Genomic DNA, 13,322 nt, shown 5'->3' on the forward strand with positions numbered 1-13,322 from the left:
GGATCCTTGCAGATCCTTCGGCGAAGGGGAAAATGGAAAGCCGTTCATGGAATCGCATCGAGGATGGAGGCTCCCGTGAAAATACTCCTTCTGGCGATCGTTCTGGTCGGATCGGTGCAGGAACGCCCTCCCTCTCCTCTCACGGGACCCCGCGTCGAGCTCTGGCCGGAAGGCGCGCCCGGGGCCGTGGGCCGCGAAGAGGCGGATCGCCCTTCTCTTTCGATCTACGCGGCGCCTCCGGACAAGGCGTGCGGCACGGCGGTCGTCGTGTGTCCCGGAGGAGGCTACGGCATGCTTGCGCTCGACCACGAAGGGCACCAGGTGGCCCGGTGGCTCAACGACCGCGGCGTCAGCGCCTTCGTTCTTCGATACCGCATCGCGCCCCGCTACCGCCATCCGGCGCCGCTCCAGGACGTTCAGCGGGCGATCCGCTGGGTCCGCTCCCGGGCCGGAGAATACGGCGTGGACCCCGCGCGGATCGGCGTCTGGGGATTCTCCGCGGGAGGGCATCTCGCCTCCACCGCCGCCACGCACTTCGAGGACGGACGTCCCGAGGCCCCGGATCCCGTGGAGCGCGTCTCCTGCCGTCCGGATTTCGCGATCCTCGTCTACCCGGTGATCACCCTCCGCGGGCCGCACGCGCATCGGGGGTCCCGGAAGAACCTCCTGGGGGATCGCGAGACCGACCCGGCGCTTCTGGAGGATCTTTCGACCGAAAACCGCGTGACGCCCCGAACGCCGCCCGTTTTTCTCCTGCACACGACGGGGGACAAGGGAGTTCCGCCGGAAAACAGCATCGACTTCTATCTCGCCTGCCGCAAGGCGGGAGTGCCGGCGGAGCTTCACATCTACGAAAACGGCCCGCACGGGTTCGGACTGGGAGGCAGGGATCCGGTGCTCTCCACCTGGCCCGACCGTTTGGCCGACTGGATGAAGGCGCGCGGCCTTCTGGAGAAGCGATGATCCATCCCGACGCGGTTTCGCTCATCGGCCGAACGCCCGTGGTCGAGCTGGCCCGGCTGACGCGGGGCCGGCGCGGATCCCTCTTCGCCAAGATCGAGTATCTGAGCCCCGGGTTCAGCAAGAAGGACCGGATCGCGCGGCGGATCGTGGAGGACGCGCTGGCGGCGGGCCGGCTGCGTCCCGGGGACACGGTGGTCGAGCTGACGAGCGGAAACACGGGAACGGGGCTGGCCATCGTCTGCGCGCTCCGGGGGCTGCGGTTCGTGGCGGTGATGTCGGCGGGCAATTCCGTGGAGCGCCGGCGGATGATGGAGGCCCTCGGAGCGCGCGTGGAGGTCGTGCCCCAGGCGCCGGGCTCCCCGCCGGGCCGGGTCTCCGGCGAGGACCTGGCGCGGGCGGAGCGGCGGGCGGAGGAGCTCGTGCGGGAGCTGGGGGCGTTCCGGGCCGATCAGTTCGCCAACCCCTCGAACGTGCGCGCCCACGAGGAAGGCACCGGCGAGGAGATCTGGGCGGACCTCGGAGCGCGGGTGACGGCGTTCTGCGACCTGGCGGGCTCCGGCGGCACGTTCGTGGGCGTGGCGCGGGCGCTCAAGCGCCGGAAGCCTTCGGTGCGCTGCTACGCGGTCGAGCCCGCCTCGGCCCCTTTCCTGGCGGGCCGGCCGGTGACGGATCCCCGCCACCGGCTCCAGGGCGGCGGCTACGCGCGCCCGCTGCCGCTCTGGGACCCGGCGCTCGTGGACGGCTACCTGGCCGTGACGGACGAGGAGGCGATGCGGTGGGCCCGCGAGCTGGCGCGGCGCGAAGGAATCTTCGGGGGCTTTTCGACGGGGGCGAACCTCGCGGCGGCGATGCGCCTTTTGGAGCAGGCGCAGGGGGATCCCGAGCCCCCGGGGATCGTTTTTCTCGTCAACGATTCGGGCCTCAAGTACCTGAGCACGGATCTCTGGGAGGCCCCGTAAGGATTCTTCGCCCCCAGGGGTCGTCATGATATCCTGAAAAGCCGCTTGGAGGGTCGGATCATGAGATCGCTGATCGGACTTATGGTGGTCGCGCTCGCCTCGCCCCTGGCCTCCGCCGCGGGCGGCCCTCAGGAGAAACTCCGGGCGCTCATCATCGACGGGCAGAACAATCATGGAGCCTGGCCGAAAACGACCGCGATGATGAAGAAATATCTTGAGGAGACGGGGCTCTTCACGGTGGACGTGGAGCGCACGGCCTTCACCTGGAAGGGCGGCGATCTCGTCAAGCAGTACCCCGTGCCGGGGAAGGAAACGACGGATCTTCCGCAGCCCAAGGCGGACCCGAACTTCAAGCCCGATTTCTCGAAATACCGGGTTGTGATCTCCAATTTCGGCTGGAACGCCGCTCCCTGGCCGGACGAGACGCGCGCCGCGTTCGAGGCGTACGTCCGCAACGGCGGAGGCCTCGTCATCGTCCACGCCGCCAACAATTCGTTCGGCGACTGGCCGGAATACAACCGCATGATCGGACTCGGCGGCTGGGGCGGCCGCAACGAGAAGACGGGGCCCTACGTGTACTTCGACGCCTCCGGCCGCGAGGTGCGGGACACCGCCCCCGGTCCCGGCGGCGCGCACGGTCCGGAGCACGAATTCCAGATCGTGATCCGCGACGCCTCCCACCCGATCACGCGGGGGCTCCCCGAGAAGTGGATGCACGCCAGGGACGAGCTCTATGACCGCCTGCGCGGGCCGGCCGAGAACATGAAGATCCTGGCGACCGCCTGGTCGGATCCCTCCAAACGCGGCACCGGGCGGCACGAGCCCATGCTCCTGACGGTCGAGTACGGCAAGGGGCGCGTCTTCCATACCCCGATGGGTCACGCGGATTATTCGATGGAGTGCGTGGGCTTCATCGTCTGCTTCCAGCGCGGGACCGAATGGGCGGCGACGGGCCGGGTCACGCGGACCGACGTCCCGCCCGATTTCCCCGCGGCCGACAGGGTGAGCGTCCGAAAGTTCGCTGCGAACCGATAGGGAGATCCCATGAAACCTGCGGAGCCGACGCTCGACCAGTGGCGCGATCTTTACGACGCGGCGGCCGCGTTCCGGGACCTGGCGCCCTGGCGGTGGATGTCCGACGGGGAGCTTTTCGCCGTCCGGCATCCGGAAACGGGGGAAACCCTTTATTGCTGCGTGCTCGGGACCTTGGGGGAAGTCCTGGGCATGCTCGTTTATCCGGGCGCGAACGGCTATCGCTTCTACCGGAGGATGCAGCGGGAGGAGGTGCAGCCGACCGATCCGGATATCCTTCTCTATCTGCACACGCTGAATGTCGAGTTCCACGACCGCGCCGCGCTGGACGCCCGGGATCGCAAAGTCCTCAAGGAGCTGGGACTCTCCTTTCACGGTCCCCGGGCGTGGCCCCTCTTTCGCAGCTATCGGCCGCTTCTGTATCCGTGGTATCTTTCGGAGCAGGAAGCGTCGTGCCTGACGGTGGCGCTCCGACAGGCGCTGGACGTCTGCCGCCGCGCCGAGAAGAACCGGAAGCTCTTCGAAGCGCCGGATGGAAAAAGCATTCTGACGCGGGTGGAGTCCGGCGCGGACTGGTCGGACGTCTGGACGGCGCCTCCTTCGGAAACGGAGGAGCCGCCGCGGCTCCCGCCCGTGCCGGAGAAGGATCTCGAACTTCTTCGGAAGGCCCCCGGCGTTCGATCCGCGACCTGGGAGGCCGATTTCACGGCGGCCCCGGCATGGATCCGCCCCGGGCCGGTGGTCCGTCCGTACCGGCCCGTGCTCTGCATTCTGGCCGACCACGACACGGGAAAGGTCCTGGCGGCGGACCTGGAGGAGCCGGACGACCCGCCCCGCGTTTTTCGCGACCGGTTCCTGAAGTGGGTGAACCTGAAGAGTCCCCGGCCGCGCGCCCTTCGGGTCCGCAAGCCGGCCGCCTTTGCCGCGCTGGAGCCGGTGGCGGCGGCGCTCGGGATCGAGATCCGTCTTCAGCCCCGCCTGCGGGCGGTCGAGCCGGCCCTGGCGAGCCTGCGGCAGCATATGAGCCGGCCGTCGTAGTCCGGAAGGAACGGCCGCCCCCGCGAGGCTCTTAGTCCGGCGGCGTCGTCAGAGGCAAAGGCTTGCCTTCTTGTACGAGCCGGACGCCGCGCGCAAAGAGAGTATGGAACCGGGATTCCGTCATCCCTGTGGCCATGTCGGTCGCCACGCGACGCCGCGAGATCACGGTCACCTTGGTGGTTCCGGAATCCACGGATTCCACCCAGACGCCGACCACGGAGCCCGCGGACACGTAGTTCGCGCCGATCGTCGTGAGCATGTACCCGCCCTCTTTATGTTCCTCGATGGCGTCGGCGCGCTCCCATCGCAGGACGGACCGCGAAAGGTTCCAGGCCTTTTCGAGATCGACGGGATACACCTGCGCGGTCCCCTCGCCCTTCTCGCGGGCCACAAGCACCGCGTTGACGCCTCGAACGCACCCCGCCAGGATCACCAGCACGCCGATTCCCAGGAACGTCTGCCTCATCGGACCTCCTCATAAATCTCCGTTTCCAGGAAGTCAGCCCATCCGTGCTGCTCTCGACCGCGGAAATGGCATCACGCCGCTCGAACGCCCGGGGACTGAGCCGCGCGGAACGACGTGAAAAAGGGCGAAGAACGAAAATGGGCGCTACAGGACTCGAACCTGTGACCTCTTGGGTGTGATCCAAGCGCTCTACCAACTGAGCTAAGCGCCCGTGAGCGATCGCTCCCAGTGTAGTGAACGACCCCGCCCAAATCAAACTCTTTGCGGGGCTTCGATCAGAGCACCTCGAGATGCTCGACGTGCTCGCCGCGGAAGCTCCTCAGATGCCCCGTGTCCAGCCGCAGAATCACCCCGTCGATCGGATCCACGTCCTCCACCGTCCCCTCGACGGACCGTCCGGCCTCCTTCACCCGCACGCGCCGGCTCAGAATGAACGAGCGCTCGCGCCAGGCCTTGCGGAAATCCTTGAGCGATCCTCCGAGCCGTCCGTACCAGTCCTCCACCGCCTCCAGAAGCGCCCGCGCCGCGGCCTCGCGCGAGACGCCCGGCCCGAGCGACGCGGCCCCGACCCCCGGCGGATGGGCGTTCACGTTCAGGCCGATCCCCAGCACGAAAAGATCCGGCCGGCTTCCGACGAACCGCGCCTCGACCAGAATCCCCGCGAGCTTGCGCCCGCCGAGCATGACGTCGTTCGGGAACCGGATCCGCGCCTCCTTCCCCGCCACGTCCGCCGCCGCCAGCGCCCCGACCGCCGTCACGAGCGGCACCCGGTCAAGATCGATCTCCGGACGCAGGAGAATCGAGCAGAGAATCGCCTTCCCGCGCGGCGCCACCCACGAGCGTCCGAACCGCCCGCGCCCCGCCGTCTGCTCCTCGGCGAAAACCACGGTCCCCTCGGGCGCCCCCTCCAGCGCCTCCTTCCAGGCCAGATCGTTCGTGGACGCGCAGACGTCCACGCACACGATCCGCCGTCCGACCACCCGCGTCCGCAGGCCCGACCGGATCCCCTCGGGCGTCAGCCGCATAGCTCGAGAGAAAGATCCGCCGCCGGCGCCGAATGCGTCAGCGCCCCCACGCTCACCCGATCCACCCCCGTCCGCGCCACCGCCGCCACGTTCGAAAGCGTCACCCCGCCGGACGCCTCCAGTTCCAGACGCGGCTTGATCCCCCGCACCAGCTTCACCGCCCGGCGCAATCCGCTCACCGCGAAGTTATCAAACATCAGGACGTCCACCGGGAACGTCGCGAAGAGAAGCGCCTCTTCGAGCGACTGGGCTTCGATCACGATCGGAAGCCCGCGCACCGCCAGCCCGTACACCTTTTCGCGCAGAGCCTCCGGATCCCCCACCGCGCGGATGTGATTGTCCTTGATCATGACGCCGTCGTGGAGTCCCATTCGGTGATTGTGGCCGCCCCCGCAGCGGACCGCGTACTTCTCGAGCTCCCGGAGCCCGGGCGTGGTCTTGCGCGTGTCGTAGACGCGGACGGGCCGCGCGCGCTCGACGAAGCGGCGCGTGAGCGTGGCGATGCCCGAAAGACGCTGAAGAAAGTTGAGCGCCGTGCGCTCCGCCGAAAGGAGGGCCCGCAGGGGCCCCGACACGCGGGCGACCTCCGCCCCGCGGCGCAGGCGCGCGCCGTCCCGCGCCCGCGCGGACATCCGCGCCCCGAGCTGCCGGAACGCCTCCGCCGCGGGCTCCAGCCCGCAGAGGACCAGATCCTGCCGCGCCAGAATCACGCCCCGCCCCCGGGCGCCGCCCACGATCGGGGCGGTGCGGTCGCGGAACGCGCCGTCCTCCGCCAGCGCGCGGCGGACGAGCGAACGGAGCGTCTCGGTCACTTCCCTCTGCCGTCCAGCACGGCCTTCATCGTGCGGCCGATGTCGGCGGGACTTTGCACGCAGGTCGCCCCCGCGGCCCGGAGCGCCTCGTACTTGGCCGCCGCCGTGCCCTTGCCGCCCTGGATGATCGCCCCCGCGTGGCCCATCCGCTTGCCCGGGGGAGCCGTCTGCCCCCCGATGAAGGCCACCACCGGCTTTTTCATGTTCCGGGCGATCCACTCGGCGGCCTCCTCCTCCATGGATCCCCCGATCTCGCCGATCAGCACGACCGCCCGCGTCCCCGGATCCTCGTTGAAGAGCTTGAGCACATCCACGAAGTCCGTCCCCTGCACGGGATCCCCGCCGATCCCCACGGCCGTCGACTGCCCCAGCCCGAGCGCCGAAAGCTGCCAGACCGCCTCGTACGTGAGCGTCCCGGAGCGCGACACCACGCCGATGTCGCCCGGCTTGTGGATGTATCCGGGCATGATCCCGAGCTTCGTCTGCCCCGGCGTGATGAGACCCGGACAGTTCGGGCCGATCATCCGCGTGCGGGTGTCCTTCAGGAACGCCCGCAACCGGACCTCGTCCACGATCGGGATCCCCTCCGTGATGCAGACGACCAGCTCGATCCCGGCCGCCGCCGCCTCCATCACCCCGTCGGCCGCCGCCGCCCCGGGAACGAACACGACGCTCGCCGTGGCGCCCGTCTTGCGGACCGCCTCCTCCACGGTGTTGAAGACGGGGACCTTCACGCCCTTGCGGGACTCCCACGTCGTGCCGCCCTTCCCGGGCGTCACGCCGGCCACGACCTGCGTGCCGTACTCCAGCATGCCGTTGCCGTGGACGGTGCCGGCCTCGCCCGTGAGGCCCTGAACGAGAACCCGCGTGTTCCGATCGACCAGGATGCTCATCGCCGCAGCCCCGCCGCCTCGATCGCCTTGCGCGCCCCGTCGGCCATGTCCGCCGCGGCCACGATCTTCAGCCCGCTCGCCTTCAGAATCTCCCGGCCCGCCTCGACGTTGGTCCCCTCCAGCCGCACGATCACGGGCACCCTCACCTCGACCTCCTTGACCGCGTCCACGATGCCCTGGGCCAGGACGTCGCAGCGCAGGATCCCGCCGAAGATGTTGATGAAGACGGCGCGGACGGAAGGATTCGCCAGGAGGAGCTGGAACGCCTTCTTCACCTGATCCTTGTTGGCGCCCCCGCCCACGTCCAGGAAGTTCGCCGGCGCGCCCCCCGCCTGCTGAATGATGTCCATCGTGGCCATGGCCAGCCCGGCGCCGTTGACCATGCAGCCGATGTTCCCGTCCATCGAGACGTAGTTCAGCCCGTGCCGATGAGCCTCGTGCTCGAGCGGATCTTCCTCCGAAACGTCCCGGAGCGCCTCCAGCGCCGGCTGCCTCTTGAGCTCCAGCGCCCGGTCATCGATCGCCATCTTCGCGTCGAGGGCCAGCACCTGCCCCTGCCGCGTGACGACGAGCGGGTTGATCTCGACGAGCGTGCACTCGCGCTCCACGTACAGCCGGCCGAGCGCCGGGGCCATGCGGACGAACTGCTTGAACGCTTCTCCGGAAAGCCCCAGGCCGAAGGCGACTTTGCGCGCCTGAAAGGCCTGCAGCCCGTAGCCCGCGTCGAAATGCTCCTTGAGGATCGCCTCGGGCGCGCGCGCGGCCACCTCCTCGATTTCGACGCCCCCCTCGCGGCTGGCCATGAGCACCGGCCGGCCCGCCCGGCGGTCGAGCACGATGCCCAGATAAAGCTCCCGATCCACTTCGCAGCCAGCTTCGACGTAGACGCGCCGAACGACCCGCCCCTGCGGTCCCGTCTGGCGGGTCACGAGCGGATATCCCAGGATCTTCGCCGCGATGTCGCGCGCCTCGGAGGCGGAACGGACAACCTTGACGCCCCCCTGGAGGCGCACGGTCTTGAGGTCCTTCTCGTAGACCGTCCCCTTGCCGCGCCCGCCCGCATGGATCTGGGACTTGACCACGGCCACCGGGGCCGAGAGGCGCGCGAAGGCGTCGGCGGCCTGCTCGGGGGTTTCGGCCACGTGCCCCGGAAGGACCGGCAGGCCGTGGCTACGGAAGATTTCCTTCGCCTGAAACTCGTGGAGATTCACTGGAGCTCTCTTTCCGGCGCGCCGGGGCCGGCTGGATGCCGCCCTTCATGCTGGGCGTGGTGATCCGGTCCTCCATGACCTTTCCCGGCTTGAACTTGACCACCTTGCGCTCGGGGATGAAGACCTCCTGCCGCGAGCGCGGGTTCCGGGCGATGCGGCCCTTGCGGTCGATGACCTCGAAGACGCCGAAGTTCCGGAGCTCGACCTTGTTGCCCTGAACGAGGGACTCCACGATCATGTCGAGCGTCCCCTGAACGACGCGGCGCGTGGAGGCGATCTCCAGCTCGTACTTCTCGGCCAAGGTCCGGACGATGTCGTTTTTCGTCAACGTCGAGCCCACGGCGCCTCCGTGGAAATGGGACGGGCCTATTAGAGCCTTCGCCTCGCGGGGCGTCAAGGATTACGCCGAGCCGAGCACCTCGAGCATCGAGTGAAGCCCCGGCCGCGCCCGCGCGACCCAGCGCGCCGCCTCCAGCGCCCCGCGCGCGAAGATGTCCCGCGAGCTCGCCCGGTGGACGATCTCGATCGAGTCTCCGATCGACCCGAAGAGAACCCGGTGCTCCCCCACGACGTCCCCCGAGCGCACCGCGTGCACGTTCGGCCGCCGGCCCGTGGCCGCTTCGATCCGCTCGGCCAGCGTCTTGGCGGTCCCGCTCGGGGCGTCCTTCTTGAACCGGTGATGCGTCTCGACGATGTCGATGTCGTAGTCCTTCCCCAGCACGCGCGCCACCTCGGGAACGAGCTTGAACAGGAGATTCACCCCCACGCTCGTGTTGGACGAGAGGACCACGGGGATCGCGCGCGCGGCCTCGGCGATGCGCGCCCGCTGGGCGTCCGTGAAGCCCGTGGTGCCGATCACCGCGGGCGTCCCCGACCGCACGCATTCCGCCAGCCGCTCAAGCGACGCCTCGGGCGTCGAGAAATCGACCAGGGCGTCCACCTTCTTCGTGAGCGACCGCGAAACCTCCAGGCCCGGCGGCGCCGGCGCCACGTCGATCGCCTCGGCCACCTCGATCCCCATCTCCCGCGCCAGCCGCAGCACCGTCTGGCCCATCCGCCCGCAGGCGCCGTTCACCGCGATCCTCATGCCAGCCCCTCGAGCGCCTGATCCAGGCGCACGTGCCCCTGCACCACCTCGATCGCCCGGGCGATCTTCTCCCGATCCGAGGGCAGGATCTTGAAGTTCCCCGCGTGAATCTCCGCCGCCACCGTGTAGACGTCCGTCTCGACCTGAACCACCGGAATCGCCGTCCGCTTGAACATCCGAAGCACCGTGTCCGACAGCTTCCCTCTCCCCGCCACCACGACCGACGCCAGCGTGAAATCCTTCCGGCCGCTGATGAACATGGCCGACAGGCCCGCCACGAGGATGTCCTCCCGGTCCGCCGGGCACAGCAGCGTCACCACCCCCGAAAGCTCGTCGAGCGCCGTCCCCGCGCTCATCGCCCCGAGCACGAGCTTGCCGAGCGGCTTGCCCATCTCGCCCTCGGCGTTGAGGACCTTCCCGCGGAACCGCTCCTGGAGATCCAGCATCGTCGCCCGCGCCAGGTCGTTGTCGTAAGGAATCACGCCCAGGAGCTTCACCCCCATGAGGTCCAGCACCCGGCGCATCCACTTGTCGATCCGCTCCAGCTCGTGCGGGTACGCCTTGTTGACGATGACCCCGAGAAGTTCCACCCCCGCCCGCTCGAAGTAACTCTTGTTGAGGATCACCTCGTCGGTGGGCTGGCCCACGCCCCCCGAGGCCACCAGCACCACCTTCGCGTTCAGAAGCTTCGCCAGAAACGCGTTCGAAAGCCCGAACGCCGCCCCCGCCGCCGCGTTGCCGGTTCCCTCGATGACCACCAGATTCTTGTTCGCCGCCACCCGCGCGTATCCGGCCTTGATCTTCTCGAGCACCCCCTCCCGCCCCTCCTGAGAAATCCACGCGGTCGGGAAGCCGTCGTAGCAGACCGGCCCCATGTCCCGCACGAAGGCCGGAATCCGGCATGCCTCCTTGATGAGCGCCACGTCATGGTCGATCTTCTCGCCGGCGAACTCCACGGACCCCTTGCCGACCGGCTTGATGTATCCGATGTCGCGCACCTGACGGGCGAACGCCGCCGCCATGCCGAGCGCCAGAACGGTCTTCCCCTCGTTGTGGCGCGTCGAGGTGATGAAGAGGTTTTTCACGCCGCGGGATTACACCACAAAAAAGCGGTGAACACAAGAAAGTGCGACCCGCCCGCGACGGCTTGCCCTCCCGCCGGCCGGACGCGACAATGCCGGCGTGGCGACGCTGATTCCCGCTCCCGCCTTCGACCTCGGCCGCACCCTCGAAAGCGGACAGTTCTTCCGCTTCGCCCCCGCCGGCGGCGGCGCCTATTACGTCCACACGGCGGGCCGCCTCCTCCGGGCCCGCCAGGACGGCGACCGGCTCCGCATCGAAGGCGCTCCCGCCTCCTTCGCCCGCCGATTCTTCGCTCTCGACCACGACGGAGACGCCGTCGCACAGACCCTCGGACGCGATCCCGCCCTTCGGCCCGCCCTGGACGCCGTTTCCGGCCTGCGCATCCTCCGGCAGGACCCCTGGGAATGCACCGCCGCCTTCATCGTCTCCATCTGCTCGAATATCCCCCGCATCGCCCGGACGATCGAGGCGCTCGCCCGCGCCTGGGGACGCCCCGTGCGTCTGGACGGATTCGCCTCCCGCGCCTTCCCGGCGCCCGGCGCCCTCGGCGACGAACGCGCGCTCCGACGCCTGGGACTCGGATTCCGGGCTCCGTACCTCGTGGAGACGGCGCGCCGCGCGGCCGCCGGATTCCTCGACGGATTGGACCGGCTTCCCTACGACGCCGCCCGCGAACGACTGATAGAACTTCCGGGGGTGGCCGAAAAGGTCGCCGACTGCGTGCTCCTCTTCGCGTACGGCCGACTCGAGGCCTTCCCCGTCGATACCCGCATCCGCCAGGCTATGCGAACCCTCTTTTTTCGGCACCGGGCGGCATCGGACCGCGAGATCCGCGCCTTCGCCCGCGAGCGGTGGGGCCCCCTGGCCGGCTACGCCCAGCAGTACCTCTACGCGTGGTGGCCGCGCGCCCGCCGCCGGATCAGTTCTCCAGCCCCGCCGGCCGCCGCCCCAGCGTGACCCGAACCGCCCGCGCCTGCCCTCCGCGCTCCACCTCGATCTCGACCTCCTCTCCCTCCAGGAAGCTTCCGATGAGATCGACCGAATCCGTGGGAGTCGCCACCGGGGTTCCGGCCACCTTCCGAACCACGTCTCCGCGCCGCAGGCCCGCGGCGTCGGCCGGCGTTCCGGCGATCACCTCCACGATCACCACGCGACCGCTCTCCTCCTGCTCCACCCGGATTCCGCAGAACCCCTTGGGACGCAGGCGCGCGACCCCGGCCGGCACCCGACCCCACACCTTGATATGGCGATCCCTCCCGATCGTCACCACGCAACGGCCCCGCGGATCGACGGCCACGGCGCGCACGGGCCCCTGATGATGCGCCAGCACCGTGGGCGGAGATTCCCCGCCCGCGTCGAAAAAACGAAGCGCCCCGTCCTGCGAACCGGCCGCCCAAAAACGGCCGTCCGGCGAAAGCTGCGCGGCGGTCAGCGCCGCCGACTCCGGAACGCAAACCACCTCCCGCGCGGGAACGCCCACCCCCGCCTCCCAGACCAGAACGGACCGGTCCCCCGCCACCCATCCCCGCCGACCGTCCGGCCGGAAGCCCACCGCCAGCCATCCCTCCTCGGCCACGGCCGGCCCCGGCTCTTCCCGCCATCGATCGGTGCGGAACACCCGGAGCCCCGCCCCGGCCAGGGCGGCCCTCGAACCGTCCCGCGAAAACGCCGCCGCGACGAAGACCGCGCCCCCCGATCCCACGGCGCGCAGCTCCCGCCCTTCCTTCGCGTCCCACAGGCGCGCCGTGCCGTCGTGCGAGGCGGTCAGAAGCCGGCGGCCGTCCGGATGAAACGCGAGCGCCGCCACGTACGCCCGGTGTCCCGCCAGCGTGCGCCGAACCCGCCCCTCCTCGAGATCCCAGAGAACGACCCCTCCCTGGAACCCTCCGGCCGCCAGCATCTTTCCGTCCGGAGAGAAAGTCACGCTCAGGAGATTTTCGGAAGCCCCGCGCAGGCGTGCGACTTCCTTCCAGGCCTGCGTGCCGTAGAGCCGGACCTCCGTTCCACAGGCCACCGCCAGGAGGCGTCCGTCCGGACTGAACTCCGCCCCGTACGGATCCCAGAGAGGAGCGATCGTGCGCTGGAGCCCCACCTCGGACGGCTTGAGCGGCTGCGGGGGGATCCCGACATCCGCCGCCGCCAGGAGCGCGGCGACCCACGCCGGTCCGAGTCTCACTTCCGGCCTCGGGCGAAGACGCGCATCATCCCGTCCGTGCCCGCCACAACGAGGCGCCGCCCGTCCCCCGAGAAGGCCAGGCGGGAGTTGTTGCCCACCTGCGCCGCAAGCGTCACGAAAGGCTTGCGTCCGGTCAGATCCCACACGCGCAGCGATCCGTCGGCTCCCGTGGAAGCCAGATGGCGCCCGTGGGGGTGAAACGCCACGTAGCTCGTTCCTCCCGGGTGCCCCTCCAAAACGGCGCGGCGCTCCCAGCCGGAGGTCTCCACGAGCGCCAGCCCCCCTTCCGGCAGCGGAAAGGCGACCCAGCGGCCGTCGCGCGAGGCGGCCACGGTATGCACATATCCGGCCGCCAGGCGCTTGACCTCGGCGCCGTCCTGGATGTTCCACACGCGGAAGGTCTCGTCGGCATGACTGGCCAGAAGGAAGCGTCCATCGGCCGCGTAGGCGAGCGTGTAGGTGGCGCCGGCGGGGGCGGCCAGCGAGCGGACCTCGCGGCCGGTGGCCACTTCGAAGATCTTCATCAGGCCGTCCGCGCTACCGCCGGTAGCGACGAATCTCCCGTCCGGGGAGACGG

Annotated in this window: 15 protein-coding genes, 1 tRNA gene and 1 pseudogene; 5 read left to right on the top strand and 12 right to left on the bottom strand. The window is 69.5% G+C overall.

Going from position 1 to position 13,322, the window contains the following annotated elements; all coding sequences use genetic code 11:
* Positions 1 to 75 precede the first annotated feature (75 nt).
* The 4 genes from VNO22_04705 to VNO22_04720 are packed head-to-tail and all read left to right on the top strand — an operon-like array spanning position 76 to position 3,992.
* Positions 76 to 963 (top strand): alpha/beta hydrolase, encoded by an 888-nt coding sequence (locus VNO22_04705; GenBank protein HXG60649.1) that lies wholly within the window; start codon positions 76 to 78, stop codon positions 961 to 963.
* A complete protein-coding gene (locus tag VNO22_04710) occupies positions 960 to 1,922 on the top strand; it encodes a cysteine synthase family protein (protein HXG60650.1) in 963 nt (320 codons plus the stop codon). Before VNO22_04705 ends, VNO22_04710 begins: the two co-directional genes overlap by 4 nt.
* 60 nt (positions 1,923 to 1,982) lie before the next feature.
* Entirely contained in the window at positions 1,983 to 2,957 is a 975-nt protein-coding gene (locus tag VNO22_04715) for a ThuA domain-containing protein (GenBank protein ID HXG60651.1), read from the top strand.
* A 9-nt stretch (positions 2,958 to 2,966) separates the two neighbouring features.
* Positions 2,967 to 3,992 (top strand): hypothetical protein, encoded by a 1,026-nt coding sequence (locus VNO22_04720; GenBank protein ID HXG60652.1) that lies wholly within the window; start codon positions 2,967 to 2,969, stop codon positions 3,990 to 3,992.
* A gap of 31 nt (positions 3,993 to 4,023) precedes the next feature.
* Here VNO22_04720 and VNO22_04725 read toward each other — a convergent pair whose 3' ends face one another.
* The 9 genes from VNO22_04725 to VNO22_04765 form a co-directional block, all read right to left on the bottom strand.
* Entirely contained in the window at positions 4,024 to 4,458 is a 435-nt protein-coding gene (locus VNO22_04725; GenBank protein HXG60653.1) for a hypothetical protein, read from the bottom strand.
* Positions 4,459 to 4,596: 138 nt separating this feature from the next.
* Positions 4,597 to 4,669: transfer RNA gene (locus VNO22_04730), tRNA-Val, on the bottom strand.
* A 64-nt stretch (positions 4,670 to 4,733) separates the two neighbouring features.
* Complete coding sequence (locus tag VNO22_04735; protein ID HXG60654.1) at positions 4,734 to 5,483, bottom strand: biotin--[acetyl-CoA-carboxylase] ligase; 750 nt, start codon at positions 5,481 to 5,483, stop codon at positions 4,734 to 4,736.
* Complete coding sequence (gene nadC, locus VNO22_04740; GenBank protein ID HXG60655.1) at positions 5,474 to 6,295, bottom strand: carboxylating nicotinate-nucleotide diphosphorylase; 822 nt, start codon at positions 6,293 to 6,295, stop codon at positions 5,474 to 5,476. The genes VNO22_04735 and nadC overlap by 10 nt, the downstream gene beginning before the upstream one ends.
* On the bottom strand, positions 6,292 to 7,188 hold the full coding sequence (gene sucD, locus VNO22_04745; protein ID HXG60656.1) for a succinate--CoA ligase subunit alpha: 897 nt from the start codon (positions 7,186 to 7,188) through the stop codon (positions 6,292 to 6,294). The genes nadC and sucD overlap by 4 nt, the downstream gene beginning before the upstream one ends.
* Positions 7,185 to 8,399 carry an ADP-forming succinate--CoA ligase subunit beta gene (sucC, locus tag VNO22_04750; GenBank protein ID HXG60657.1) on the bottom strand — a complete coding sequence of 405 codons (1,215 nt, stop codon included), beginning with the start codon at positions 8,397 to 8,399 and terminating at the stop codon, positions 7,185 to 7,187. Before sucC ends, sucD begins: the two co-directional genes overlap by 4 nt.
* Positions 8,359 to 8,739, bottom strand: a complete 381-nt coding sequence (locus tag VNO22_04755; protein HXG60658.1) for an HU family DNA-binding protein — start codon at positions 8,737 to 8,739, stop codon at positions 8,359 to 8,361. Before VNO22_04755 ends, sucC begins: the two co-directional genes overlap by 41 nt.
* 60 nt (positions 8,740 to 8,799) lie before the next feature.
* Entirely contained in the window at positions 8,800 to 9,486 is a 687-nt protein-coding gene (gene dapB / locus VNO22_04760) for a 4-hydroxy-tetrahydrodipicolinate reductase (GenBank protein HXG60659.1), read from the bottom strand.
* A complete protein-coding gene (locus VNO22_04765; GenBank protein ID HXG60660.1) occupies positions 9,483 to 10,571 on the bottom strand; it encodes an AAA family ATPase in 1,089 nt (362 codons plus the stop codon). The genes dapB and VNO22_04765 overlap by 4 nt, the downstream gene beginning before the upstream one ends.
* Before the next feature lie 97 nt (positions 10,572 to 10,668).
* Here VNO22_04765 and VNO22_04770 point away from each other — a divergent pair, with 97 nt between their 5' ends.
* Positions 10,669 to 11,526: a DNA glycosylase gene (locus VNO22_04770; GenBank protein HXG60661.1), complete on the top strand. Its 858-nt coding sequence runs from the start codon at positions 10,669 to 10,671 to the stop codon at positions 11,524 to 11,526.
* Here the strand turns inward: VNO22_04770 and VNO22_04775 are convergent.
* From VNO22_04775 to VNO22_04785, 3 genes and pseudogenes are all read right to left on the bottom strand, one after another.
* Positions 11,489 to 12,745 carry a PDZ domain-containing protein gene (locus VNO22_04775; GenBank protein ID HXG60662.1) on the bottom strand — a complete coding sequence of 419 codons (1,257 nt, stop codon included), beginning with the start codon at positions 12,743 to 12,745 and terminating at the stop codon, positions 11,489 to 11,491. The two genes, VNO22_04770 and VNO22_04775, sit on opposite strands and share 38 nt — an antisense overlap.
* Complete coding sequence (locus VNO22_04780) at positions 12,742 to 13,269, bottom strand: hypothetical protein (protein HXG60663.1); 528 nt, start codon at positions 13,267 to 13,269, stop codon at positions 12,742 to 12,744. The genes VNO22_04775 and VNO22_04780 overlap by 4 nt, the downstream gene beginning before the upstream one ends.
* Positions 13,265 to 13,321, bottom strand: a pseudogene (locus VNO22_04785) (hypothetical protein). The gene VNO22_04780 and the pseudogene VNO22_04785 overlap by 5 nt, the downstream one beginning before the upstream one ends.
* Position 13,322: the final 1 nt, after the last annotated feature.

This window comes from Planctomycetota bacterium, assembly GCA_035574235.1.
Taxonomy (GTDB): domain Bacteria; phylum Planctomycetota; class MHYJ01; order MHYJ01; family JACPRB01; genus DATLZA01.

Coding starts and splice junctions, on each gene's coding strand:
- VNO22_04735 (HXG60654.1), bottom strand. CDS start 5,483: ATGCGGCTGACGCCCGAGGGGATCCGGTCGGGCCTGCGGACGCGGGTG.
- dapB (HXG60659.1), bottom strand. CDS start 9,486: ATGAGGATCGCGGTGAACGGCGCCTGCGGGCGGATGGGCCAGACGGTG.
- VNO22_04780 (HXG60663.1), bottom strand. CDS start 13,269: ATGAAGATCTTCGAAGTGGCCACCGGCCGCGAGGTCCGCTCGCTGGCC.
- VNO22_04725 (HXG60653.1), bottom strand. CDS start 4,458: ATGAGGCAGACGTTCCTGGGAATCGGCGTGCTGGTGATCCTGGCGGGG.
- VNO22_04710 (HXG60650.1), top strand. CDS start 960: ATGATCCATCCCGACGCGGTTTCGCTCATCGGCCGAACGCCCGTGGTC.
- VNO22_04715 (HXG60651.1), top strand. CDS start 1,983: ATGAGATCGCTGATCGGACTTATGGTGGTCGCGCTCGCCTCGCCCCTG.
- sucD (HXG60656.1), bottom strand. CDS start 7,188: ATGAGCATCCTGGTCGATCGGAACACGCGGGTTCTCGTTCAGGGCCTC.
- VNO22_04720 (HXG60652.1), top strand. CDS start 2,967: ATGAAACCTGCGGAGCCGACGCTCGACCAGTGGCGCGATCTTTACGAC.